This is a genomic window from Vibrio sp. 1069 (genome assembly GCF_033340555.1).
The window spans coordinates 25757-50290 of the sequence record NZ_JAWOWP010000006.1; the positions used below are offsets into that span (position 1 = coordinate 25757).

The window sequence follows — 24534 nt, forward strand, 5'->3', positions numbered from 1 at the left end:
GTTTTGACACTGAACAGACATTGAGAGTATCTAAAAAACGTGAGCGACTTCATTCATCTTTTAGGTGTTTTAACGGAACTTTATATTCAAAGAGAAAAAACCTTGAGATCACTCGCAAGTAAAATGACCGTGCACTTGTGGGATTCGAGAGATTTTGACGAAATTGTTGTGAGTAGCAAATGGGTATTGACCTTACCCTTGCAGGAAGGTTTAAGCTCATAGCATCACTACTATTGAGGTGCAGATTATGTATCAGTTAGTTATACCTTTATCAGGGCTCAACTGCATGGGCTGTGCGAGAAAAGTTGAGAATGCTTTACATGCGAATCACGATGTGGAGATCCTCAATTTGTCCCCGACGCAAGTAGAGGTCAAAACCGAGTCTTCTCTTAAAGAGCTCGTCTCGTCGATTGAATCTCTTGGTTACCAAGCAGGAAATCACTACGAACTAAACCTTTCAGGCTTAAGCTGTGGCGGTTGCGTCAGAAAACTTTCATCTTTATTAGAATCTAATCAAGACGTTATTTCTTTTGAGGCTTCAACAACGCACTTAGAGATTCGTACCCTCCTCTCCGAGCAACAAGTGATCGACTTAATAGCAACACTCGGCTATACCGCCAACCTTGATTCTGTTGAAGTAGAGAACGAAAGCTCACCAGAGACCGAACAGGTAGAAAAGCAAAGCAATATTAAAGATACGCAGGTGCCACCAGCGAGTATTCAATTGCAAATGCTGATTCAAGGCATGACGTGTGCGAGTTGCGTCTCTTCAGTAGAGAAAGCACTTACTAACGTAGAAGGCGTTGAGAAAGCACAGGTCAACCTCGCAGAACAAAGCGCACTAGTATTCGCAAGCCAAGACTCTGATGACCTCCTTAACGCAATTGTTGAATCGGTAAAACAAGCCGGTTACCAAGCAGAGATCCTACAAGACGCCGCAACCCAGCAAGAAAAGCAAGCGCAGCAACAACGTCAGCAACAAAAACGCTTTAAACTGGATGCTATTGCTGGCCTTGTCGTCGGTGCCCCCTTAATGATTTGGGGCGTTGCTGGCGGCAATATGATGATTCGCAACACCAACGACCAATTAGCTTGGGGCGCGATCGGTATCGTATGTTTACTCCTTCTTGCCACAGCAGGGAAACACTTCTTCAGTAACGCTTGGTTAGCAGCTACTCACAAGCGCGCCACCATGGACACGTTAGTCGCGCTCGGTACTGGCGCAGCGTGGTTCTATTCGATGCTTGTGGTGATTTTCCCAGACTGGTTCCCTCTTGCTTCACGCCACGTGTACTTTGAAGCGAGTGCAATGATCATCGGCTTAATTTCTCTTGGGCACTATATTGAAGCAAAAGCCAAAGTAAACACAACACGTTCCTTACAAGCTCTGATTAACCTGCAACCTCAGCAAGCTACGGTAATCACGGAACAAGGCGACCAACAAATCGCGGTTGAGCAAATCACGCTAGGCATGAAACTGCGTATCAAACCAGGCGAGAAAGTGCCTGTTGATGGTGTTGTGATTCAAGGTGAATCATACATTGATGAGTCGATGCTCACTGGTGAACCAGTACCAGTATTAAAAGCGCAAGAGGCTCAAGTGTCTGCTGGGACATTAAATACCGATGGTGGATTAGTCATTGAGGCAACGGGCATTGGCGCAAATACCATGCTGGCTCGTATCATCCGCATGGTGCGCACAGCGCAAAGCAGTAAGCCAGCCATCGCGAAACTGGCAGACCAGATTTCATCGGTGTTTGTCCCTGTCGTTGTTGGCATAGCAATACTGGCCGCGCTCGTTTGGTTTGCCGTTGGTCCAGAGCCAAAAGCGAGTTATATGCTGGTGGTCACCACAACCGTCCTGATCATCGCCTGCCCTTGCGCTCTAGGCTTAGCAACCCCACTTTCTGTCACGGTGGGAGTGGGTAAAGCCGCAGAGCTCGGCATTCTGATCAAAGACGCCGACGCCCTTCAATTGGCAAGCAAAGTCGACACGGTTGTATTCGACAAAACTGGCACGCTTACCCAAGGTAAACCTAGCGTTCAGCAAGTGTTTACTCACGCCACCAGCCAAGAAGATCTATTGGCTTTAGCGTATGCGGCAGAGCGTCAGTCTGAGCACCCACTGGCAAAAGCGGTATGTGATTACGCCAAACGACACGACGCAAAGGATGTCTCATTAGACAAGTTTGAGAATGTTCGCGGGCGCGGCATTTGGGCGACGTATCAAGATAAACCGCTGCTCATTGGTTCGCTTCAATTTATGCAAGCAGAGAACGTCGAGACCAGCGCACTAAAACCCGCCATCGATGAATGCGCAAAAAATGCGTGGACTCCGGTAGCTGTGGCATTGAACGGCGAACTGATCGGTCTGATCGCCATTGCCGACCCGATCAAATCAGATGCGAAGCAAGCGCTCTCTGCATTAAAATCGCAAGGCATCAAAACGGTAATGCTGACGGGCGATAACCAACACGTTGCCAATGCTATCGGCCAAGAACTTGGTATTGATGAAGTGATTGCCCAAGTAATGCCAGATGAGAAAGCTCAGCACATTGAGCAACTTCAATCTCAAGGACATGTCGTGGCAATGGTGGGGGATGGCATTAACGACGCCCCTGCTCTCGCGTTATCCAACCTAGGTATTGCCATGGGTAGCGGCAGTGATGTCGCCATTGAAAGTTCGCAAATGACCATCCTGAACACGTCACCAATGGCGGTAGTACATGCGATTGAACTCTCTCGCGCTACACTTAAGAACATGAAGCAAAACCTATTTGGTGCCTTTGTTTACAACTCGTTGGGTATTCCAGTTGCCGCTGGTGTGCTTTACCCAGCGTTTGGATTTTTGCTCAGTCCTGTTGTCGCAGGAGCGGCAATGGCACTGTCTTCAATTACTGTCGTTAGTAATGCAAATCGACTACGACTGTTTTCAGTAAAATAACCACTTCTTTTTGAGGGTATTATGAAGTTGAAACTATTGACCTTTGCAATGCTTGCGACCGTGTCCGCCAACGTATTGGCAGCCGATGTCATTAACCATAAATCGCCATACTGTGGCTGTTGTGGAGAATGGACAAAACACATGGAAGAGAACGGCTTTACGGTCGAAGAAAAATTGCACGATGACATGAACGCCATCAAACGCGATCTAGGCATCAAGAATGAACAGCTTTACTCTTGCCACACGGCAGAGATCAACGGCTATCTGTTTGAAGGTCACATTCCAGCCGAAGACATTAAAGCGTTTTTGAAAAATCCACCACGTAACGCAAAAGGCCTATCAGTACCAGGCATGCCAATGGGCTCCCCTGGTATGGAATATGGCGACAAAAAAGACAGCTACACCGTTTACGCCTTTAACGAAAAAGGCCAAGTGTTCGAATATAGCCACCACGAAGGCAACGACCAATAAAAACAAAGCCCAGCGAGATAAACCGCTGGGCTTTTTCTTAATGGACAGTTAAGACAAATATAAAATTAGAAGCCGTAAGAGGCACCAAATACAAAAGCGTTATTCACTAGGCTGTCACCACTCGCGTTTTCTGCACCGTGTGCTTGACTACGGAACTCAAAGTAAGGTTGAACACCTTTACGAGTCCACGTTGCACGAAGCTCGTGGTCCATGGTTTCCGCTTCAATCATGTAGACGTTGTTGTAGCTTAGCGTCACATCCTCATTCATCACGTAACCGATGCGGTTGTCCATGCGGTAATCTGTATCCGCATCTGCGTCTGTCGCATCAATGTGCGCACGAGTACGGTTACTTAAGGAGATGCCGTTATCGAAGTTGTAACCGATCTTAACCAATGGACGGTACTGTACATTCTCGCCAGCAGAGAACAGGTGTTGGTAACCCGCGGCAACCCATAAATGATCGGTAATATTAAATGACTGCTCACCACCCACAGTGATTGCTGGTGTTGTGTTACCTGCGCCACCGTTTTCTGTTTCCAGTTTACCCAACTGAATACCATCAAATTCGGTGTAAACCGTAAAGCCGCCGAATTGGTTATCAAAAGTATGACCAGCTTCCAGTGTAGACGTAACGTCCGAACCATGAATTCGACCATCATCGTGGAATTGAACATTACCTGTTACGTAAGAAGAACCAGCAAAAGCGCTAGAAGCGAAAGCGAGAGAAAGAGCACTCAGTGCAAAAATGTTTTTCATAATTACTGCCTTTATTTATTCACGTTATGCGATAGTTTTAGAGGGCATCTCTTCCCTTTTATCGCAAACTTTGGAATGTGCCTCCTTGGCGTTCGCAATATTGTTTCAATTAATTCGCGATGAAAAATAAAACATTTTAAAAAGTGATCTTGTTCAAACCGAAGCTCAACAACCCTGATAAAAACATGGGAAATACAGGCACTTATCGTATTTTTATAAAATTATTCAAAAAATAGAAGTGTGATCGTAAACAGATAATTTATTGATATTTAGCAGATTAAGTCGATCCAGTTCACAATAACCTTGACCATTACAACCAAAAACTTATTTATCAATGAAAAATAATTAGACATCGATCACGCTTAATTTCCTCAAAAAATAAAGAAAGCCCCAACATGAGGTTGAGGCTTTGCCAAAAAATTAACTTACAAGAATTGAGTTATTTCACGCTGGTCACTCGACTTGCTTTCTCACCGGTTGCTGACACAGAACGGATAAACACTTCACCTTTCACATTTGGACGAGCATTATCTGCGTAAGTTAGCCAGTTCTTGCCGTCTAGAGAGTATTGAAGCTTCACCCCTGGGAACTGAACGTTCATTGCTAGCTTGCCATCTTCTACTTTCGCACCTGGTACAGGCAGGCGGTAGTCGATACCTGATTTTTCTAGCTTAGCCAGTTCACGTTGGCCAAGTACGTTCGCAAAGCGGTTGTAGTCTTGGTTTAGCGCAGCTTTGTCTACTAGGTTAGAGTTTTGCGAGTATTCAACACCCACTTTGTAGTCGTTTTCCCAATCAGCACGGTGCCATGCACGCTCAGCGGCTGCTAGTACGCGAGGGAATACCATGTACTCGTATTGCTCGTCGTTACGTACTGTCTCAGACCACAGCTGTGCTGATAGACCATAGAAAGGTTTCGCTTCGATTTCACCTTTACCAGTGAAGCCGTTACCATCGCGGTCTACAGAGGTTTCTGCGTTCTGAGGCATGTTCTCTGGTGCAAAACCAAACATCTTACGAGTATCTGTTGCACGCGTCGCCCAGTAGTAACCACGCTCTTTCGGGTCAACTTCGTACGGCATGTCCATGTATACGTAGTCTGGGTTAGAAACGATAACGTCGTAACCTTTCTTAGACCATTCGTACACTGATGATGTGCCACCCCAGTAAAGAACGTCCCAGAAGTTAACACGTGTGTTTTCTGTTGCGAACGCTTTCTCACCTTCACTGTGCTTAAGGCCATCTTGCCAAGCTTGGAAGTTTGGAATGCCTTTCTCTGCCACCATCTTCGACACTTCTTCTGCAAAGTGGCTTGGTAGATGAGCAAAATCGCTTACCGTACCGTCTGCAATTAGCGTCTGACATTGTGGTGACTGTGCGAATGGCTTGTCTTGCTTAGACAAATCAATGTTACCCTTCCAGCTTACTTTGTCTTCTGCGTTGATGTCTTGCAGACCAGCGCCTAGCTTGATGTTCTTCGCTTCGTCACCACCAAAGTGCCATGTTGTTAGCGGCGTGCCCGCTTCTTGGTGCATTGCTGCTACTTCTGAAATCACTTTATCAACAAAGCGAGTTGAAGATTCCATACATGGGTTGATGAAGCTTTGCTTGTTGTAGAACTGAACCGTCGTTACGTTCGATGTATCTTGAGGGTCCATCAGGCGGTACTCGTTCGCTTCGGCTTCTTTGCCTTCTTCCATCAGACGGTCGTAACGTGCTTCCATTGATATCACTGCTGCACGTGCGTGCGCTGGCATATCGATTTCAGGAATCACTTCGATGTTACGCGCTTTCGCGTACTTCAAGATGTCCACGTAGTCTGCTTTGCTGAAGAAGCCAGAGCCAAAGTTGTCTGTCGTTGCGCCTGAGCCAAGCTGAGGCAGTAAACAGCTTTTCTCTTCCAAATCGAAACAACGGTTAGCACCCACTTCAGTCAGCTCAGGCAGACCCGGGATTTCTAAACGCCAGCCTTCATCATCCGTTAGGTGAAGGTGTAGTTTGTTCATCTTGTACGCGGCCATTTGGTCAAGCGTTGCAAGAATTGCGTCTTTAGAGTGGAAGTTACGAGCCACGTCCACCATCACACCACGGTAATCAAAACGCGGCGCATCTTTAATAGACAGTTGTGGTAGAGAATCAGCATTTTGGCTATCTACCAGGCCAAAGATAGATTGTACTGCGTAGAAAGCACCTGCTTGGTCAAACGCTTTAATCGCAATACCGTCGCCTTTGATGCTCATTTCGTAAGCACCAGATTTTGCCAATTCACCGGTGAAGTCTGCAGGAACAACAGTGATGCTTACAGGAAGATCACCACGAACATCCACACCTACCACTTCTGCACGACCTTGAATTGCTGCGTATTGAGCCGCATCGAATGCGTCTTTAGGCAGCGCAATACCCGCCGCGATATCTACCGTACCTTTACCTGCTTCAACAGACATTGGCGTTGGTAGTAACGTGGTTGATACGTCTTGTTTTGCTAGATCTTCGTTCTTCTCGAAACGAGACACAGCGCTCGCAAATACGTTGTTGTCATCTGGCGTACGTTTTAGGTTGTTACCCTCAAGGCCAGTCACGAAAGATGCAACGTCTTCTGTGTTAAGAGAAGCGATCATCTTAGGCTCTGCATTTGGTGCAGCAACGAAAGCGCCTGGCATGAAGTCAGTTTCAAATAGCTGCCAGTATTCAGCAACAAGAGGAAGCACAACCTCTTCACCCGCAGCAAAACCATCAAACTTATCTGTTGGTTCTAGTTTGTGTAGATCACCCGTTACGCGAGAGATTTTAAACTGTTCGTTTTCAACATCCAGAATCAGACGAATGCTATGGAAGTAAATAGCCCAATCTCTTGAGTCAACCGCTTCACCTTGGTTAACCAGCGTCATGTTTACCTTGTTACAAGACGCCCACTCAGCCCCTAAGTCCTGACAAGCAAGACCTTCGTTTGCACCGTGGTTAGTCAACACTTGGTATTGAATATCAAGATTATTAGCCAACGAATTTACAACTTGTTGTTCAGAGCTTTGCAGCGCAGAGCAACCTGCTAATGTAGTGATAACAGAAACAGCAATCAGACTAGGTTTAAACATCTTACTTCCCCAAAAAAGTCAGTGGTTCAAAACGACAATGATAAAAATCTCGGCCCCTCAAATGCGAGGTACCTAACCGTTACATTCAACATACAACCTGTTATTTCTAAGCGTAAAATAAATAGAAATAGGAAGTGATCCAGCTCAAAAAATGACACTCAGCAAAAACAATAAAAACCTAATTTTCATGGAGTTACAATACACGTCAAAATCGAACAACTTGTTTTGACGAGTTTGCTGCGATCTAGGTCACTTATATTCATGAGTTACGACTGATTTTGTAAGATTTGGATCACGCCTAATTATTTTGTGAACCATTAGTAAGCGAATTACCTATTTACCTTTCGTGAAGTGACTCTCATTTATTCGTCGTCAAAACTCGTCAATATTTTTATAAATGACGATTTTGTCGAATACACCACTGGAGAAATTGCACTTAACCTCACGCTATTTTGCGTATAAAGTTTCAAGGTATCTTATCTGAGGACCATTCTATGTTTCGTCTCTTGACGCTCATATCATCTCTACTTGTTACTTTAACGCCTTTTTCATCTTATGCAGAGCCACAGCATTGGTTAGCGAAAAAAGGGGAAACCGAACTTATGATTATTGGCTCGGTACATGTGGGGGATAAAACGATGTACCCACTCCCTAGAACGGTCATCCAGTATTTAAGCCAAAGCGCAGGGTTGATTATTGAAGCAGACGTCAGGAATTCTGAAGGCTTGGTTTACCCACAAACAACCATTCTTTCTAAAGATGTTTTAGACAGAGCTCAACGTCGCCACTTAATTGAAATTGCCCAAGATTTAGGTTTGCCAGAAACTCAACTCCTAAATTCCCCACCTTGGATGGCTGCATTCACCATCCAACTCGCTTTAGTCAACAAACTGGGGTATGTCTCTGATAAAGGGGTCGACATGCACCTAATAGGACTCGCTGATAAAAAGCAAATCCCGGTCATTCCACTAGAGTCAGTGCAATTCCAAATCGATTTAATCGCAGGTCAATCAGAAGGCGGTAAAGAGATACTTCTCTCGTCAATTGAAGAATATGATGGCGGAGAAGAGTTGGTTCAATGCTTGATAGAGAGTTGGAAGAGTGGTGATGGTAGCATGTTGGTCGAAGCCTCTTTGACCGATCATACAACAGAAGAGTTTAACCAAGCCTTTTTATACGAGCGTAATCGAGATTGGGCTAAAAAACTCGACACTGGCAGTGTTCTACCTCAACAATCGGGTCGCTTCACCGTTGTTGTTGGTGGCTTGCATTTAGTAGGTAAAGATAACCTGATTGAACTGCTTAAAAATCGGGGATTTAACATCAAACCACTGGGTAAGACGCGCCAAGCAAATTGTGATATCTAGTGATTGTTTGAAAAATGCCATTTAAATACAATTATTTAAATACAACCATTTAAAAATTCATTCAAACTTTCTTATAAAACACCGTTAAGCTAAGTGGATACAAAACAACTCATATGAAATTTAAATATTTATTCCTATACACGATTGGAATTATGCTCACTTCTTCGCTGTCTTATGCTAAACCGCCATGCAACGTAGAAGCTTTTCAAGCTATTGATATAACTCCGGAAGTAAAAGGCGGTGTTTTAGATAAAGAGAGTGGTCAATTTCTTATTACCGAAAAACCAATGATGCGTTGCGCGAACATCACGTTTTCAACAGCCCACACTCGAAATCGCGTTGCACATATGATAAACCAAGGCTTTGAAGCGGTTTACTATGATGGAAATACAAGCAAATCTCACTCAGTAACGTTTGATGAAGACGATTTAAAAGCGGGTTACGTCAAGATTGGTCCAAATCACCCAAAGACCGCTTATGTCTGCTTCACTACTTCTGAAACTCCTATCAATACTATCTCGTGTGACATCAAGTAATAAATTTACTCACTCTAAAAAATGAAAAGGCCCTACATTTCTGTAGAGCCTTCCTCTCAATACGTGTCGGTGAAGTGCCATATTCGAACATCAGGCGAACCCCAATTTGATTCGATACTATTGAAGTCTAAAATTACTAGCGCTAAAAACGACGAAAGCCTGCTCATTGAGCAGGCTTTCTAAAAGTGGTCGGTGAAGAGGGATTCGAACCCCCGACCCTCTGGTCCCAAACCAGATGCGCTACCAAGCTGCGCTATTCACCGAGATGTTTAACTGAGGAATTGTCCCCGTCAACGAATGCGTATATTACGGATTCTGAACTGTGGCGCAAGTGCTTTTTACAAAAAAACCTTAGGTCTTAATTCGTTTGATGAATAACTGAACACTAGCACGTAAAATGTGACTGATAACTCACAACAAAATACAGTTTATTAACCTTAGCAACATAATTGATCCAGATCAGTGTGCAACAAGACACCGCCATTTAGTTTATTCCTGTCGGGAACATCTTGGAGGAAACGTATGGACTTTTGGCTTGATCTCCTATTTGGTAATGCAGTGGGTCTATCGTCAATGATAGTAATTTTTGGGGCAATTGGTCTGATGTTATTTTACGGCGGTTTCTTCATATACAAGATCATGAACGACAAATCTCCTCACTAGATCTCGCTTAGCTCTAGAAACGCTTTGCACCGGAGTCGGTTACTTGCCTACTCCGGTTTTTTATTTGATCTCAATGCACCACTCATTGATATAATCCTATTATTCTTCCCTGTTCTTAATGAGATTACTGCTATGTCTCACGACGACGATTTTGATCTATTTCAACAGATGATGGGCGATGTAAAGCCAATCACTCAAGACACCACCGAACACAAAAAAGTACACCAAGTAACAGAAGCACAGCTCGCAAAACGCGAAGCAGCAATCTGGTTAACGGAAGATGACCCAGAATACCTATCACTTGATCACGCTGAAATGCTCAAGCCAGAGGACTTTGTTGAGTTCAAACGTGATGGTGTACAGGACGGGGTTTACCGCAAACTTCGCCTTGGTAAGTATCCAATCCAAGCTCGCTTGGATTTGCACCGTAAAACATTGAAAGAAGCACGTGATGAAGTCGTGACGTTTTTAAAGCAATGCCTATCAATGGACATTAGAACGGTCGTTATCGTCCATGGTCGAGGAGAACGCTCAAATCCACCTGCAATGATGAAAAGCTTTGTTAGCAGTTGGCTACGACAAATAAAGGAAGTCCAATGCGTCCATAGTGCGCAACGCTTTCACGGTGGAACTGGAGCCGTTTACGTCCTACTTAGAAAAAGTGCGGAAAAGAAATTAGAAACCCGCGAACGTCACCAAAAACGGTTAGGCTAAATTTCACCCTAATGCTAGAATGCCCGCCCTTATTCTTCCTTCCCCTTAAAGGAAGGGAGCTTCATTCGCCGTTGTGAAACGTTAGGAGACAAAAATGTCACAAGACAACGCTAAACGATTAAATAAATTCATCAGTGAAACGGGGTTTTGCTCACGCCGTGAAGCAGACAGACTGATTGAGCAAGGCCGTGTCACCATTAATGGCAACAAACCTGAAATGGGGACAAAAGTGCTACCTGGTGATGATGTTTGTGTGGATGGTAAGCCAGTGGCAGCAAAAGAGAAGCCGATTTATATCGCTCTCAATAAACCAACAGGCATCACCTGTACAACTGAGAGAGACGTCCCTGGAAACATCGTTGATTTCATCGGCCACCAAAAACGTATCTTTCCGATCGGCCGCTTAGACAAACCCTCTGATGGTCTGATCTTTTTGACCAACGATGGCGACATCGTGAACAAAATCCTTCGCGCAGGCAACAGCCACGAAAAAGAGTACGTCGTACGCGTGGACAAGCCAATTACAGGCGAGTTTCTCAAACAGATGTCGAGTGGCGTTAAGATTCTCGACACAGTCACCCTACCTTGTAAGGTAACGAAAGAAACTAAATTCTCTTTCCGTATTGTGCTCACTCAAGGACTTAACCGTCAGATCCGTCGCATGTGTGAAGCGCTGGGCTATGAAGTATTCAAGCTGCGTCGCGTACGCATCATGAATATCTCTCTTGATGGTATTCCCAATGGGAAATGGCGTTATCTAAGTGACGAAGAAGTGGCAGAGATCCTAGCAATGTGTGAAGGCTCGGTAGGTACAGAAGAAGCATCAAAAACAGACTCTAGAGGTCGCAACATTCGTAAAGCGACCGACGCGAAGCTGTTTGATAGCCGTGAAGAAAACCAAGATTCTACTGCTCGTCGTAACCAGAAGACACGAACTTTCCGCGGTAACAATGCTGATGAATTCCGTCATGCACCAAACTCGAAAAAAGGTCAACAAAAGCGTCGTCAGCGTGATGATGAAGGCGGACGTCCAGCTAAAGAACATTACAAAGCGAAATCACAAGGTGAACGCAGCAGACCGCAAGGCGAGCATGGTAAATCGCACCGTAAACCAGATGCATCGAGCAATACGCATTCAGCAAACAAGCCTCAATCACTGAGTAAGCCTAAGCAGCATTACATGAACCCAAATGCCGCGAAACCAAGCAAACCAGCTAAACGCACTGGTGGTACATTGAGTCTGAAGAAGTAACGCTTCACTGACAGGCAAGATCAAAAAAGGACGCTCATGAGCGTCCTTTTTATTTGTCATGAGTTTACAAACAAAGAGGTGCAAACTGACCACGAGTTAAGCTCAGCAAATCTCTCGGGGCTAACTCAATTTCTAAACCACGTTTACCAGCACTCACACAGATTTTGTCTTGCTCTGCTGCGCTTTCGTGCAAAAAAGTAGGTAAGGCTTTCTTCTGCCCTAGTGGGCTAATTCCACCAACGACATAACCTGTGGTCTTTTGGGCGATTTCCGGATCAGCCATATCGGCCTTTTTGCCCTTCGCTGCTTTCGCCGCCAGTTTTAGGTTCAGCTTTTGGTCAACAGGGATAATCGCAACCGCAAGGTTCTTTGGCTCCCCGTTCAAGCAGAACAGCAAGGTTTTAAATACTGTTTTCGGATCCTGCCCCAGTACTTCAGCAGCCTCCAAGCCATAACTATCGGCTCTAGGGTCATGCTCATACTGATGAATCGTGTGTGGAATTTTTTTCTTTTTCGCAAGATTAATGGCCGGAGTCATCAAGATTCTCCTCATAAAAACAAAAAGCGCAGATTGAATTGGATCTGCGCTTTTAGTTAATGATATCAGCGAGTTTGAGTCAATCGCTTTTTCTCTGTTGGGTTACTGATCAATCGCCGTATCAACTAAATACGTGATTTCACCTGAAGGGGCATACTCATTAACATCAATAGGGCTATGTGTTTCTAAATAATCCTTCAAAACCTCAGCATCGGTAAAACCTGTATTTACATACCCTGGATGATCGTCGATTTTAGGGTAACCATCTCCACCAGCAGCATTATAGCTTGGTACGGTAAAGCGGTAATTACCATCTAAGCGAAGTTGCTTATTACCAATGAACACATTGGTTACCTCACCATTATTGATACTCATCGCAATGCCGGCAAACTGCGCGTAAGCTCCAGAGTCGACAGGTTTAGTTGCAACGACATTTAGGTAATCCAATACTTCTTTGCCCGTCATATCAACGTAAGAGACCATATTGCCAAATGGCTGAACAGTCAGCACATCTTTGTAGGTAATCTCACCTGCTGCAATCGAATCGCGAACGCCGCCAGAATTCATTACGGCGAAATCTGCTTTCGCACGTTCCATGTGAGCCGTTGCAATTAATCGACCTAAGTTTGTTTGCTGGTAACGAACCACATTGCGGTCACCCTCAAGCTTACCGTTAGATTCTGCAATCTTCACGTTTAGTTTGCCCTGACCTTTTTCTTGATAAGGACGAAGAAACTCAAGCATCATTTCGTCTTGTTTAATCTCATCTTGGATCAAGACTCGTTGCGACTGACCATCAACTTTAACTTTCTTTTTCAAGTTTACAGGGATTAGATCGTAGCTCACCATCGAGAGTTCGCCATTACGAAACTCGTAATCGGCGCGTCCCACATATTTCCCCCACTCATGTGCCTGAACAATAAAGGTACCATTTTGTTTATCGGGCTGACATTCATCACCTGGTTTAAAGTTCTTTTTGATAACGTTTGGACCTTCCATGCACACAGGTTCTTGTGAGTGTCCTCCAACGATCATGTCGAGATCGCCGTCATTCAAATAACGAGCTAACGCCACATCGCCAGAAGCATTGATGCCTCTATTACCATTTTCATAGTGTCCCATATGCGTGACAGCAAAAATCAGATCTGGATACTCTGTTTCTTTCAGTTCTGCAATCAGCTTCTTGGCTTCTTCTTTTGGGTCACGGAAGTCAATTTGTTCAATGAATTCAGGGTTGCCAAGTTTCGCTGTGTCTTCGGTTGTAAGGCCAATGACCGCAATTTTAATGCCCTGCTTTTTAAACATCGCATATGGTTGGAATAAACGCTTGCCAGTATTTTTATCGTAAATATTGGCAGACAACATCGGAAAGTTTGCCCACTCTTGCTGCTTGAATAGCACGTCCAATGAATTATCAAACTCATGATTACCTAGAGCCATCGCATCGTAACCAATTTTGCTCATGCCTTTAAAATCCGGCTCGGCATCTTGTAAATCAGACTCAGGTACTCCTGTGTTGATGTCACCACCAGAAAGCAGTAACACGCTGCCCCCCTCAGCCTGTATTTCTTCGCGCAAATCATCGATTAACGTTTTACGCGCCGCCATGCCATATTCACCGTATCGATTTTGCCAAAAGCGACCATGATGATCGTTAGTGTGCAACACGGTCAATTTATAGGTTGTATCGGCATTCCATTCTGGTGCAGGTTGCGTAGCACACCCAGCTAACGAGGCCAAGATAGCGGCACTCAAAACAGTTTTGATCATCAGACGCTGATTCATTTATTTACCTTTTTCTTATTGGGATTACTGAAGCACATTTTAAGCATTCGATCTATTTGAAAACCACGTGCACCCTAACACATTGATTTAATAATTATGATGCATTGTTTAGCAATAACAAATTCATCAGTAACAAGTTTGAGAATTCACGGCTTTTCAGATAAAAAAATAGCCAACACTCGGTTGGCTATAGTATTTGTTACCACCAGTCATCTGGCGTTTACTTGATATCTATATCTGCAAAGCTCTTGATCAGATCATCAAGCGATTTCATTTGTGCTAAGAATGGCTCTAACTTGTCTAGAGGCAGTGCAGATGGGCCATCACAACGCGCTTGGTCTGGGTTTGGGTGCGCTTCGATAAATAGACCTGCGATGCCTGTCGCTAGACCCGCTTTTGCAAGCTCAACTGTCTGCTCACGACGGCCGCCAGATGCTGCGCCTGATGGGTCACGCATTTGTAGTGAGTGCGTTACGTCAAAGATGATTGGGCTACCTTTCGAAGCATTTTTCATCACACCAAAACCAAGCATGTCTACAACTAGGTTATCGTAACCGTGGCAAGAACCGCGCTCACATAGGATGATCTTGTCGTTACCGCACTCTGCGAACTTCTCAACGATGTTTCCCACTTGACCAGGGCTCATAAATTGAGGTTTCTTCACGTTGATAACCGCACCTGTTTTGGCCATAGCTTCAACAAGGTCAGTTTGGCGAGCTAGGAATGCAGGAAGCTGAATAACGTCTACCACGTCAGCGACAGGTTGAGCTTGCGCTTCAGTGTGAACGTCCGTGATGATCTTTACACCAAAAGTGTCTTTCAGCTCCTGAAAGATTTTCATACCTTCTTCCAGACCTGGACCGCGGTATGAATGAACAGAACTGCGGTTTGCTTTGTCAAACGACGCCTTAAATACGTAATGAATACCAAGTTTTTCCGTTACTTTTACGTAGTGCTCACAGATCTGCATCGCAAGATCACGAGACTCAAGAACGTTCATACCTGCAAATAGGGTGAATGGCTTGTCGTTAGCAACCTGAATGTCGCCGATATTAACGATTTTCTGTTCCATTTTGATTCTCTTTTTCTGTCCACGATACGCCACCGTTCGGCACATCGATAAAATTAGTGAAGTGTGACGTGCGTTTCACTCATCACATTAACTTGTGATTTTAGTAGCTCGGAAGCCGGATCGTCAGGGCATTGGTCAATAAAGTACTGAAAATCTGATACCGCTACTTGAGGGCACTCTAGCTGTTGGAAAATAAAACCACGGTCACGAATTTCGTATGGGTCATCTGGCACAAATGTTAGAGCAAGATTTGTACAACGTAATGCCAGCGTATAATGCTCTTCACGCAACATCGCACTTTTAATCAACGCCAACCAGCGACCAATAATTGTTGGGTTGTCAGCTTCCTCAAAATGTTCAGGCTTTAGCTGAGCTAGCGGTCCTTCTTGGCCAATAAGCCAAGCTTGAAGAATCCTTTCACCTACATACTCACCATTAAATGGGTTGATGTAGTCTGGCTTCTTATGCATCCAGTCGACTTTTAACAGGAACTGAGTAGGGAAAGTAACTCCCTTCAACGGGAACCCCAGCTTTTTGCCTAGGTATAACAAAATCGAACCTAAGCTCACAGGAATACCTTTTCTGCGCTCCAACACTTTATCGATGAAGCTGTTGTCCGAAATAAAGTATTCCTGCTCGTCGCCTTTAAACCCCCACTCGTGGAAAAACAGTCGTAGGAATGCATCAAATCGTTGCTCTTCATCGGTTTCATGAACAAGCGTGGCTTCTGCATCTTTGTAAAGACGCTCTAACTCTTGTTTCGCCCAATGTACTTTGGTTTCTGGGTTAATCGCTTTGTTTAGCTCAAGCGCACCCTCCACCAACGGTATATTGTCAAAATCTTCGTCAAAAAACTCTAACATGACGTCTATCCAAATAACGTAGGGCTCTTAGACACAGCAATGTTTGCAGCCATGACCAACCAACCTAATGCGCCGAAAAAGCCAAATATCTTCAGTAGGTTGTTTTTCGCAAGTTTCAATGAGAAGAATCCAAGCGCAATGTACGCCAGTACGCAGGTGATTTTGTTTGTTAACCACGGTGCGGCATCGGTAAACGGGATGAAACCCGTAATGAAAATAAGCGCGATACCTGACACTAGCAATGCAGTATCAACGATGTGGGGAAACACTTTCAAAAAGCGATTATTTCGCTTCGGTGAGTTCATCATCATTAACACGAATCGGATCGATAGTAGCGTCGCGCTGAGAGCGATCGTCACTAAGTGTATGTGTTTTAGAGCTACGTACATTTTTCTTCTCTTTTTAGTTAGTGTTTGCTGACTTCCATGATTAACTGGCCAGACAACCAAGCGTTACTCGATCGTTACCGCCATAATCTTTTTCCGTAGCGACCTGTTGGTAACCAAAGCCACGCATTATCTCACGCACCGCCTCACCTTGATCATAACCATGTTCAAATGCCAGCCAACCGCCCACTTCAAGATACTGACGAGCAAGATCCGAGATATGACGAATATCAGCTAAGCCATTCTCTTTAGCAACTAATGCAGATTTTGGCTCAAAGCGCACATCACCTTGGGATAAATGTGGATCTTTTTCATCAATATACGGCGGATTGGAGACAATTAAAGCAAACTTCGTACCTTCTGTAATAGGCTCAAACCAACTGCCTTGAGCAAAGGTCACATTTTTGATGTTTAGCTGCTCAGCATTGTACTCTGCAAGTGTTTTCGCTTCTTGTTTGAGATCTACGCCCATCACTTGACGTTTTGGCATTTCAGATGCGAGTGCGATAGCAATTGCCCCCGTCCCCGTTCCAAGATCTAAAATAGGCCCAGTTTGCTCGTAGGTCTTATCGAGTGCAACCTCGACCAAACGTTCTGTATCCGGTCTTGGGATCAAGGTAGAGGGAGAAACTTTGAACGGTAAAGACCAAAACTCTCGCTCACCAATAATATAAGCGACGGGTTCACCAGTTAAACGTCGTTCAAGTAGAGCGTCGAATTTTGCTTGTTGCTCTGCTTCTAATGCTTTTTCTGGCCAGGTCAGTAGATAAGTTCGTGGTTTGCCAAGGACATGGCAAAGGAGTACAGCTGCATCGAGAGAAGGCGACTCTTTGCCGCCTTCTGCCAGTTTCGCCGTCGCACTTTTCAGTGCTTGCTCAATCGATTGAACTTGGCTCATCGATTAGCCGTTCTCTGCGAGCGCCGCAAGTTGGTCTGCTTGGTGCTCTTGAATCACAGGATCAATCAAGCTCTGCAGGTCACCTTCCATCACTTCGTTCAAACGATAGATGGTCAGGTTGATACGGTGATCAGACACACGACCTTGTGGGTAGTTGTATGTACGAATACGGTCACTACGGTCACCAGAACCTAGAAGGTTACGACGTGTATCAGACACTTCTGCGGCACGACGCTCTTCTTCCGCTTGAACGATACGAGCAGCAAGAACCGCCATTGCTTTCGCTTTGTTCTTGTGCTGTGAACGCTCATCCTGACACTCTACTACCGTACCCGTTGGTAAGTGGGTAATACGGATTGCAGAATCCGTGGTGTTAACGTGCTGACCACCCGCGCCAGATGCACGGAACGTATCGATTTTCAGGTCTGCTGCTTTGATTTCTGGCAGATCCGCTTCAGGGATTTCCGCCATTACTGCTACTGTACAAGCAGAAGTATGCACACGACCTTGAGACTCTGTTGCTGGAACACGCTGTACACGGTGACCGCCTGACTCAAATTTCAACACGCCGTACGCACCGTCGCCGCTTACTTTCGCGATCATCTCTTTGTAACCACCGTGCTCTGCCTCGTTTGAAGACATGACTTCGATGCGCCAGCCACGCTTTTCTGCGTACTTGCTGTACATACGGAATAGATCACCCGCGAAGATACCCGCTTCGTCGCCACCCGCACCTGCACGAATTTCTAGGAAACAGTTACGATCATCGTTCGGATCTTTTGGCAGAAGAAGAATCTGTAACTCATCAGTAAGACGCTCAATCGTCGCTTTCGCTTCTTTGATTTCTTCTTGCGCCATTTCACGCATTTCTTCGTCGTCTTCGTTTGCCATCTCTTCAGCGGCGACAAGATCTTCTTGTGCTTGTTGATAAGCTTGGAAGCACTTGGTTACTTCTTCTAGCTGAGAGTACTCTCTTGATAGAGCACGGAATTTGTCCTGATTTCCAATTACATCAGGATCACCAAGAAGATGTTGAACTTCTTCGTAACGTTCTACTAGCGTTTCTAGCTTAGTCAGAATAGAGGCTTTCATAGTGTCGTTTTCTTAATAAAAAGCGTGAGTTATAGATCATCCAAGCCAAGTGTTTGGCGGATAATCGTTAATTTTGCTGGTTCGCCTTGCTCTGCTGCACTTTGCAATGCGCGAGTTGGAGCGTGAATCAGTTTGTTGGTGAGTTTATTACTTAGCTCGCGCAGCACTTTCTCCGGATCTGCGCCTGCCGCTAAAGATTGCAAACTTTTGCTCAGTAACTCTTCACGAATTTCGTTGGCTGATTTGCGATAGTCGCGAATACTATCGACGGCTTGCAGTGAACGCAACCATGTCATAAATGCAGCGCTTTCTTCACTAACAATCGCTTCAGCTTGAATCGCTTCGACTTTACGCTGCTCAATGTTGCTGTCGATGATAGATTGCAAGTCATCAACAGAATACAGATATGCGTCGTTCAGTTCACCGACTTCCGACTCTACATCTCGCGGCACCGCAATATCTACTAACAAGATAGGTTGATGTCGGCGCTGCTTTAGAGCCGTTTCGACCATACCTTTGCCAATAATAGGCAATGGGCTCGCCGTTGAGCTAATCACAATGTCCGCTTTCGCCAAATGTTCAGGAATTTCGTTCAAACTGATCACTTCTGCGCCAAATTGGTCCGCTAAGCCTTGCGCGCGCTCTTTAGTGCGGTTCGCGACAATCATTTTTGTGCAACCGTTGGACGCTAAATGCTTCGCGACCAATTCAATCGTCTCGCCCGCACCAACTAAAAGCACGGTTGAATCTGATAACGACTCAAAAATATGTTTTGCCAGTGTACATGCCGCATAAGCCACGGACACGGCATTACCACCAATATCTGTCTCTGTTCTTACCCGTTTGGCGACTGAGAACGTCTTTTGAAACAGTTTATCAATCGAGGCATCGACAGCTTGATGATCTCGCGAGTCAGAAAATGCTTGCTTTACCTGCCCCAAAATTTGAGGCTCACCCAACACCAGAGAGTCAAGACCGCACGATACGCGCATCAAATGCTTTATTGCAGCTTGTTCTTCATGAACATACAAACTCGGCATTAAATCTTCGCGGCTCACTTGATGAAATTGAGCAAGCCAATCGATCAACTTGTTTCGCGCTCCTTGCTTAACATCGCAGTACAACTCAGTTCGGTTACAGGTTGAAACAATCACACTGCCGTTAACCGCTTCGTGCTCTCTAAGTTGCTCGAGTGCAGGGCCGAGTTTATCCGGACCAAACGCCACCTTCTCTCGCAAGTCGACAGACGCTGTATTGTGATTAATTCCAATAGCAAGCAAGGACATCTAACGTGGTATCTCTGGGATAGGTTATAAAATAGGTCCAGAATTTTACTGTAAGCACGCATTTATTGAAAGGGTAAGCCGGATTTGTTTTCCTAAGTGCGACTTTTCAATGCTATAGTTGTGAGCGATTCCCGATGAAACTGATTAATAAGCCATCAAACATGACGTTACGCTCCTTTATTCTTTTTTTCTTGTCGAGCTTACTGCTCGCTGGTTGTTCGTCCGTTCCTGAAAGTGTTACCAGCGTTGAATGGCAAGCTCATGAGCAGCGACTCGAAACCATCCAAGATTTTCAAGCAACGGGGAAACTTGGTTATATTGGCCCAGACCAAAGACAAAATTTAAACTTCTACTGGAAACATTCTTCAGCACTAAGCCAGTTGCGTTTAACAACGATTCTCGGACAAACGGCATTAAAGCTCACCATCACCCCACAAGGCGCCACAGTAGAAACTTACGATGATCAGGTCCTTTCTTCTCGCAGTGCTAATCAGCTGATTTACCGTCTTACAGGGTTGATGATGCCCGTCGATCACATGCCTGACTGGCTATTAGGTCTACCGACCGATGCCGACAAATTCCAACTGTCTCCAACCAATACACTGCAAGCGTTAAACAAACAAATTGGTTTAAATGATTGGAGTATTGCTTATCAACGATATGGCGACGTTCAATGGCATGAACAGTCTCTCCCTCTGCCAAATAAGCTGAAACTCACCACAGCTGATGTCAAAATAAATCTAGTGATCACAAAATGGAACATCACCCAATGATTGAACTTTCAACACGCTGGCCATCACCAGCGAAATTGAATCTCTTTCTATATATCAACGGCCGTACAGAGAATGGCTACCACGAGTTACAAACCTTATTCCAATTCGTCGATCACGGCGATGAGCTCACCATTCAAGCGAACCATTCTGGTGATATTACGATTTCTCCAGACATAGAAGGTGTGCCCCTTCAAGACAATTTAATTTGGAAAGCAGCAACCGCGCTTCAAACTTACTCAAACTGCCCTTTTGGCGCGCATATTGAGCTACAGAAAGTGCTGCCTATGGGTGGAGGCATTGGTGGGGGCTCATCGAATGCAGCTACAGCATTAGTGGCACTGAATTACTTATGGCAACTGAATCTAACTGACGACGAACTGGCTGAAATAGGTTTAAAACTAGGCGCAGACGTGCCCGTATTTGTGCGCGGATTTGCAGCTTTTGCTGAAGGTGTTGGTGAAAAACTCTCTCCTGCTTATCCCGAAGAAAAGTGGTATTTAGTCGTCAGACCGAATGTATCTATTGCAACCGTCGACGTTTTTTGTCATCCAGATCTGACGCGAAACACCCCAAAACGAGATCTAGAAACACTTTTAAATACGCCAAGCGTAAACGATTGCGAAAAAATTGTACGAATGCTCTACCCAGAGGTTGATAAGCAACTTTCTTGGCTGCTACAATACGCGCCGTCAAGATTGACGGGGACAGGATCTTGCGTTTTTGCTGAATTTTCGAGCAAATCTGAAGCAGAAACTATCCTTGCACAACTCTCTGATAAAGTCTCGGCATTTATCGCTCAAGGGCGCAATATTTCGCCATTAAAAGAGACTTTGGCTGAATACCAATCAGCCTCACACCGACCTATTTAAACTGGACGCAAACCCGAGGTTTCCACCGTGCCTGATATGAAGCTATTTGCTGGTAACGCAACACCTGAACTAGCCCAACGTATTGCTGATCGTCTTTACATCTCTCTTGGTGATGCATCTGTTTCTCGCTTTTCTGATGGCGAAGTTGCAGTTCAAATCAATGAGAATGTTCGTGGTAGCGATGTTTTCATCATTCAATCCACTTGTGCACCGACTAACGACAACCTAATGGAATTGGTTGTTATGATTGATGCAATGCGCCGTGCTTCAGCAGGCCGTATCACTGCAGTTATCCCTTACTTCGGCTACGCTCGCCAAGACCGTCGTGTACGTTCTGCGCGTGTGCCAATTACTGCAAAAGTTGTTGCTGATTTCCTATCTAACGTTGGTGTTGACCGCGTTCTAACTATCGACCTACACGCAGAGCAAATTCAAGGCTTCTTCGATGTACCTGTAGACAACATCTTCGGCACGCCAGTGCTACTTGAAGATATGCAGGCTCGCGGTCTAGATAACCCTGTAGTGGTATCTCCTGACCTAGGTGGCGTTGTTCGTGCTCGTGCAACAGCAAAAGCACTAGGCGACATCGACATCGCAATCGTAGATAAGCGTCGTCCACGTGCAAACGTTTCTGAAGTAATGAACCTAATCGGTGATGTTGAAGGTCGTGACTGTGTGATCGTTGATGACATGATCGACACAGGTGGCACACTATGTAAAGCAGCTGAAGCACTAAAAGAGCGCGGTGCTAAGCGTGTATTCGCTTACGCTACTCACGCAGTATTCTCAGGCAACGCTGCGGATAACATCAAGAACTCAGTTCTTGACCAAGTTATCGTGACTGACTCTATCTCTCTGTCTAAAGAGATGGCTGCAACAGGTAAAGTGACAACACTAAGCCTATCTCGCATGCTAGCTGAAGCGATTCGTCGTATCAGCAACGAAGAGTCAATCTCTGCAATGTTCAACTAATACGAACATTTCAGTTAAACTGATTTCAAAAGCACCCCTCTTTGGGGTGTTTTTTTATTTGTACTGATAACTAGAAAATCCCTTGGTCGCCCACCGCGAGTTTTCTGTGCTATCATACTGCGCTTTTTGAGATTCCAGAGAGATCCTAACCTTGAGTCAACCAATCAAACTTCTTGTTGGTCTTGCTAATCCAGGACCAGAATACGCCAGAACTCGTCACAATGCGGGCGCTTGGGTTGTAGAAGAATTAGCACGCGTTCACAACGTTACACTGAAGAACGAACCAAAGTTTTTTGGTCTAACAGGGCGCATTATGGTCAATGGCCAGGATCTCCGTTTGCTTATCCCAACCACCTTCATGAATCTATCAGGTAAATCGATCGCAGCGCTTGCGAAATTTTATCAAATTAAACCTGAAGAGATCATGGTTGCTCATGACGAGCTAGACTTACCGCCAGGTGTCGCTAAGTTTAAAAAAGGTGGGGGGCACGGTGGACACAACGGTCTGCGTGACACCATTAGCAAACTGGGCAATAACAAAGATTTTTATCGTCTTCGTATTGGCATTGGTCATCCGGGACACAAAGATAAAGTGGCGGGTTTTGTATTAGGTAAAGCGCCAGCTAAAGAGCAAGAGCTTTTAGATGCAGCAGCTGATGAGGCTGTTCGTTGTCTAGATATCCTGATTAAGGATGGCCTATCTAAAGCACAAAATCGCCTCCACACGTTCAAAGCTGAATAAGGTTACTATCATGGGTTTTAAATGTGGCATCGTTGGTCTACCTAACGTAGGTAAATCAACTCTGTTCAACGCACTAACTAAAGCGGGTATCGAAGCAGCAAACTTCCCGTTCTGTACCATTGAACCAAACACTGGTGTGGTTCCTGTGCCAGATCTACGTCTAGACGCACTAGCTAAGATCGTTAACCCACAGAGAGTTCTTCCAACGACGATGGAGTTCGTGGACATCGCTGGTCTTGTTGCTGGTGCATCACGTGGTGAAGGTTTAGGTAACAAATTCCTAGCTAACATCCGTGAAACAGACGCGATTGGCCACGTTGTACGTTGTTTTGAAAACGAAAACATTGTTCATGTTTCAGGTAAAGTTTCACCTATCGAAGATATCGAAGTGATCAACCTCGAACTTGCAATGGCTGACCTAGATTCTTGTGAGCGAGCGATTCAACGTAACGCGAAGAAGGCAAAAGGCGGCGATAAAGACGCAAAATTTGAACTAACCGTACTAGAAAAACTGTTACCAGTACTAACTGAAGGCGGCATGGCACGCACAGTTGAGCTATCTAAAGAAGAGTTAGCAGCAATCGGCTATCTAAACTTCCTAACACTGAAGCCAACTATGTACATTGCAAACGTAAACGAAGATGGCTTCGAAAATAATCCATATCTAGATGCGGTTCGTGAGTTCGCAGAAAAAGAAAACAATGTCGTTGTACCTGTATGTGCAGCTATCGAATCTGAACTATCTGAACTAGAAGATGAAGATCGCGAAGAATTCCTAGCAGATATGGGGATCGAAGAGCCGGGTCTGAACCGTGTAATTCGCTCTGGTTACGAACTACTGACTCTACACACCTACTTCACAGCAGGTGTTAAAGAAGTACGTGCTTGGACAATCCCTGTTGGTGCAACTGCGCCTCAGGCGGCAGGTAAGATCCACACTGACTTCGAGAAAGGCTTTATTCGTGCAGAAGTAGTCGGTTACGACGATTTCATCCAATTCAATGGTGAAAATGGCGCAAAAGACGCAGGTAAATGGCGTCTAGAAGGTAAAGACTACATCGTAAAAGATGGTGATGTTGTACACTTCCGCTTCAATGTTTAATTAAATGAATGAATTCTAAACACTTCATTTACACTAAAAGCCAGCTGTTAAGCTGGCTTTTTTAATACCTTAAGTAAATGAGCAAAAATAAATTACCTAACTGCAAGCTAATTTATTTCCAGTTTTAGATCATAAACACGCCTCTTTGTTTAAAAAGGAAGCGAACGAGGTTTTTTCCGAAATTTATTAAAAAAAACTGTTGACGGATCTCACTCAACTTCGCATAATGCGCGCCGTTCCCAACGACAAGGCAACGAAGCGTTGAGAACAAAAAATATGGTTTTGGCTACGTAGCTCAGCTGGTTAGAGCACATCACTCATAATGATGGGGTCACAGGTTCGAATCCCGTCGTAGCCACC

At 44.9% G+C, this 24534-nt stretch carries 22 protein-coding genes and 2 tRNA genes; 13 read left to right on the top strand and 11 right to left on the bottom strand.

Features of this window, described 5'->3' with window-relative positions:
* The first annotated feature begins 247 nt into the window (after nucleotides 1-247).
* Together R7040_RS11625 and R7040_RS11630 are read left to right on the top strand one after the other, a co-directional pair.
* Nucleotides 248-2944 (top strand): heavy metal translocating P-type ATPase, encoded by a 2697-nt coding sequence (locus R7040_RS11625; protein ID WP_318081578.1) that lies wholly within the window; start codon nucleotides 248-250, stop codon nucleotides 2942-2944.
* 21 nt (nucleotides 2945-2965) lie between these two features.
* A complete protein-coding gene (locus tag R7040_RS11630) occupies nucleotides 2966-3415 on the top strand; it encodes a DUF411 domain-containing protein (protein WP_005382005.1) in 450 nt (149 codons plus the stop codon).
* 65 nt (nucleotides 3416-3480) lie between these two features.
* Here R7040_RS11630 and R7040_RS11635 read toward each other — a convergent pair whose 3' ends face one another.
* The gene (locus tag R7040_RS11635) at nucleotides 3481-4173 is read right to left on the bottom strand and encodes an oligogalacturonate-specific porin KdgM family protein (protein ID WP_005382004.1); all 693 of its coding nucleotides are present in this window, start codon (nucleotides 4171-4173) and stop codon (nucleotides 3481-3483) included.
* Between the two features lie 439 nt (nucleotides 4174-4612).
* A complete protein-coding gene (locus R7040_RS11640) occupies nucleotides 4613-7264 on the bottom strand; it encodes a beta-N-acetylhexosaminidase (protein WP_318081577.1) in 2652 nt (883 codons plus the stop codon).
* Between the two features lie 494 nt (nucleotides 7265-7758).
* Between R7040_RS11640 and R7040_RS11645 the strand changes: the two genes are divergently transcribed.
* Together R7040_RS11645 and R7040_RS11650 are read left to right on the top strand one after the other, a co-directional pair.
* Complete coding sequence (locus R7040_RS11645; RefSeq protein WP_064353689.1) at nucleotides 7759-8631, top strand: TraB/GumN family protein; 873 nt, start codon at nucleotides 7759-7761, stop codon at nucleotides 8629-8631.
* A gap of 152 nt (nucleotides 8632-8783) precedes the next feature.
* Nucleotides 8784-9167, top strand: coding sequence for a hypothetical protein (locus R7040_RS11650; protein ID WP_375792880.1), 384 nt, complete (start codon nucleotides 8784-8786; stop codon nucleotides 9165-9167).
* Nucleotides 9168-9353: 186 nt separating this feature from the next.
* On the opposite strand, the gene R7040_RS11655 is transcribed toward R7040_RS11650, so the two are convergent.
* Nucleotides 9354-9430, bottom strand: a tRNA-Pro gene (locus R7040_RS11655).
* Nucleotides 9431-9689: 259 nt separating this feature from the next.
* On the opposite strand from R7040_RS11655, the gene R7040_RS11660 reads away from it, so the two are divergent.
* From R7040_RS11660 to rluF, 3 genes are all read left to right on the top strand, one after another.
* The gene (locus R7040_RS11660; RefSeq protein ID WP_005382236.1) at nucleotides 9690-9830 is read left to right on the top strand and encodes a DUF3149 domain-containing protein; all 141 of its coding nucleotides are present in this window, start codon (nucleotides 9690-9692) and stop codon (nucleotides 9828-9830) included.
* Nucleotides 9831-9962: 132 nt separating this feature from the next.
* On the top strand, nucleotides 9963-10544 hold the full coding sequence (smrA, locus tag R7040_RS11665; protein ID WP_005382233.1) for a DNA endonuclease SmrA: 582 nt from the start codon (nucleotides 9963-9965) through the stop codon (nucleotides 10542-10544).
* Nucleotides 10545-10638: 94 nt separating this feature from the next.
* Nucleotides 10639-11796 (top strand): 23S rRNA pseudouridine(2604) synthase RluF, encoded by a 1158-nt coding sequence (gene rluF / locus R7040_RS11670; RefSeq protein ID WP_017634839.1) that lies wholly within the window; start codon nucleotides 10639-10641, stop codon nucleotides 11794-11796.
* A gap of 64 nt (nucleotides 11797-11860) precedes the next feature.
* Here rluF and ybaK read toward each other — a convergent pair whose 3' ends face one another.
* From ybaK to hemA, 8 genes are all read right to left on the bottom strand, one after another.
* The gene (gene ybaK / locus R7040_RS11675; protein ID WP_005384092.1) at nucleotides 11861-12334 is read right to left on the bottom strand and encodes a Cys-tRNA(Pro) deacylase; all 474 of its coding nucleotides are present in this window, start codon (nucleotides 12332-12334) and stop codon (nucleotides 11861-11863) included.
* A 102-nt stretch (nucleotides 12335-12436) separates the two neighbouring features.
* Entirely contained in the window at nucleotides 12437-14119 is a 1683-nt protein-coding gene (gene ushA, locus R7040_RS11680; protein ID WP_318096873.1) for a bifunctional UDP-sugar hydrolase/5'-nucleotidase UshA, read from the bottom strand.
* A 220-nt stretch (nucleotides 14120-14339) separates the two neighbouring features.
* A complete protein-coding gene (gene kdsA / locus R7040_RS11685) occupies nucleotides 14340-15191 on the bottom strand; it encodes a 3-deoxy-8-phosphooctulonate synthase (RefSeq protein WP_064353687.1) in 852 nt (283 codons plus the stop codon).
* Nucleotides 15192-15244: 53 nt separating this feature from the next.
* Nucleotides 15245-16054 carry a SirB1 family protein gene (locus R7040_RS11690; protein WP_005384098.1) on the bottom strand — a complete coding sequence of 270 codons (810 nt, stop codon included), beginning with the start codon at nucleotides 16052-16054 and terminating at the stop codon, nucleotides 15245-15247.
* Nucleotides 16055-16059: 5 nt separating this feature from the next.
* On the bottom strand, nucleotides 16060-16443 hold the full coding sequence (locus R7040_RS11695; RefSeq protein WP_005382225.1) for a SirB2 family protein: 384 nt from the start codon (nucleotides 16441-16443) through the stop codon (nucleotides 16060-16062).
* Between the two features lie 40 nt (nucleotides 16444-16483).
* On the bottom strand, nucleotides 16484-17338 hold the full coding sequence (gene prmC / locus R7040_RS11700; protein ID WP_064353686.1) for a peptide chain release factor N(5)-glutamine methyltransferase: 855 nt from the start codon (nucleotides 17336-17338) through the stop codon (nucleotides 16484-16486).
* A gap of 3 nt (nucleotides 17339-17341) precedes the next feature.
* Nucleotides 17342-18430 carry a peptide chain release factor 1 gene (gene prfA, locus R7040_RS11705; RefSeq protein ID WP_005382222.1) on the bottom strand — a complete coding sequence of 363 codons (1089 nt, stop codon included), beginning with the start codon at nucleotides 18428-18430 and terminating at the stop codon, nucleotides 17342-17344.
* Nucleotides 18431-18459: 29 nt separating this feature from the next.
* On the bottom strand, nucleotides 18460-19716 hold the full coding sequence (gene hemA, locus R7040_RS11710) for a glutamyl-tRNA reductase (RefSeq protein ID WP_005384104.1): 1257 nt from the start codon (nucleotides 19714-19716) through the stop codon (nucleotides 18460-18462).
* Between the two features lie 134 nt (nucleotides 19717-19850).
* Between hemA and lolB the strand changes: the two genes are divergently transcribed.
* From lolB to R7040_RS11740, 6 genes are all read left to right on the top strand, one after another.
* Nucleotides 19851-20489, top strand: coding sequence for a lipoprotein insertase outer membrane protein LolB (gene lolB / locus R7040_RS11715; RefSeq protein WP_017634843.1), 639 nt, complete (start codon nucleotides 19851-19853; stop codon nucleotides 20487-20489).
* A complete protein-coding gene (gene ispE, locus R7040_RS11720) occupies nucleotides 20486-21358 on the top strand; it encodes a 4-(cytidine 5'-diphospho)-2-C-methyl-D-erythritol kinase (protein ID WP_064369040.1) in 873 nt (290 codons plus the stop codon). The genes lolB and ispE overlap by 4 nt, the downstream gene beginning before the upstream one ends.
* 27 nt (nucleotides 21359-21385) lie before the next feature.
* Complete coding sequence (locus R7040_RS11725) at nucleotides 21386-22330, top strand: ribose-phosphate pyrophosphokinase (RefSeq protein WP_005393176.1); 945 nt, start codon at nucleotides 21386-21388, stop codon at nucleotides 22328-22330.
* A gap of 151 nt (nucleotides 22331-22481) precedes the next feature.
* Nucleotides 22482-23072 carry an aminoacyl-tRNA hydrolase gene (gene pth, locus R7040_RS11730; protein WP_086046564.1) on the top strand — a complete coding sequence of 197 codons (591 nt, stop codon included), beginning with the start codon at nucleotides 22482-22484 and terminating at the stop codon, nucleotides 23070-23072.
* A 10-nt stretch (nucleotides 23073-23082) separates the two neighbouring features.
* Nucleotides 23083-24174 (top strand): redox-regulated ATPase YchF, encoded by a 1092-nt coding sequence (ychF, locus tag R7040_RS11735; RefSeq protein ID WP_005393178.1) that lies wholly within the window; start codon nucleotides 23083-23085, stop codon nucleotides 24172-24174.
* A gap of 284 nt (nucleotides 24175-24458) precedes the next feature.
* Nucleotides 24459-24532, top strand: a tRNA-Met gene (locus R7040_RS11740).
* Nucleotides 24533-24534: the final 2 nt, after the last annotated feature.

Excerpts from the sequence above, each read along its gene's own strand:
- R7040_RS11625 (WP_318081578.1), top strand. The coding sequence starts at position 248 with ATGTATCAGTTAGTTATACCTTTATCAGGGCTCAACTGCATGGGCTGT.
- R7040_RS11630 (WP_005382005.1), top strand. The coding sequence starts at position 2,966 with ATGAAGTTGAAACTATTGACCTTTGCAATGCTTGCGACCGTGTCCGCC.
- R7040_RS11635 (WP_005382004.1), bottom strand. The coding sequence starts at position 4,173 with ATGAAAAACATTTTTGCACTGAGTGCTCTTTCTCTCGCTTTCGCTTCT.
- R7040_RS11640 (WP_318081577.1), bottom strand. The coding sequence starts at position 7,264 with ATGTTTAAACCTAGTCTGATTGCTGTTTCTGTTATCACTACATTAGCA.
- R7040_RS11645 (WP_064353689.1), top strand. The coding sequence starts at position 7,759 with ATGTTTCGTCTCTTGACGCTCATATCATCTCTACTTGTTACTTTAACG.
- R7040_RS11650 (WP_375792880.1), top strand. The coding sequence starts at position 8,784 with ATGCTCACTTCTTCGCTGTCTTATGCTAAACCGCCATGCAACGTAGAA.
- R7040_RS11660 (WP_005382236.1), top strand. The coding sequence starts at position 9,690 with ATGGACTTTTGGCTTGATCTCCTATTTGGTAATGCAGTGGGTCTATCG.
- smrA (WP_005382233.1), top strand. The coding sequence starts at position 9,963 with ATGTCTCACGACGACGATTTTGATCTATTTCAACAGATGATGGGCGAT.
- rluF (WP_017634839.1), top strand. The coding sequence starts at position 10,639 with ATGTCACAAGACAACGCTAAACGATTAAATAAATTCATCAGTGAAACG.
- ybaK (WP_005384092.1), bottom strand. The coding sequence starts at position 12,334 with ATGACTCCGGCCATTAATCTTGCGAAAAAGAAAAAAATTCCACACACG.
- ushA (WP_318096873.1), bottom strand. The coding sequence starts at position 14,119 with ATGAATCAGCGTCTGATGATCAAAACTGTTTTGAGTGCCGCTATCTTG.
- kdsA (WP_064353687.1), bottom strand. The coding sequence starts at position 15,191 with ATGGAACAGAAAATCGTTAATATCGGCGACATTCAGGTTGCTAACGAC.
- R7040_RS11690 (WP_005384098.1), bottom strand. The coding sequence starts at position 16,054 with ATGTTAGAGTTTTTTGACGAAGATTTTGACAATATACCGTTGGTGGAG.
- R7040_RS11695 (WP_005382225.1), bottom strand. The coding sequence starts at position 16,443 with ATGTACGTAGCTCTAAAACACATACACTTAGTGACGATCGCTCTCAGC.
- prmC (WP_064353686.1), bottom strand. The coding sequence starts at position 17,338 with ATGAGCCAAGTTCAATCGATTGAGCAAGCACTGAAAAGTGCGACGGCG.
- prfA (WP_005382222.1), bottom strand. The coding sequence starts at position 18,430 with ATGAAAGCCTCTATTCTGACTAAGCTAGAAACGCTAGTAGAACGTTAC.
- hemA (WP_005384104.1), bottom strand. The coding sequence starts at position 19,716 with ATGTCCTTGCTTGCTATTGGAATTAATCACAATACAGCGTCTGTCGAC.
- lolB (WP_017634843.1), top strand. The coding sequence starts at position 19,851 with ATGAAACTGATTAATAAGCCATCAAACATGACGTTACGCTCCTTTATT.
- ispE (WP_064369040.1), top strand. The coding sequence starts at position 20,486 with ATGATTGAACTTTCAACACGCTGGCCATCACCAGCGAAATTGAATCTC.
- ychF (WP_005393178.1), top strand. The coding sequence starts at position 23,083 with ATGGGTTTTAAATGTGGCATCGTTGGTCTACCTAACGTAGGTAAATCA.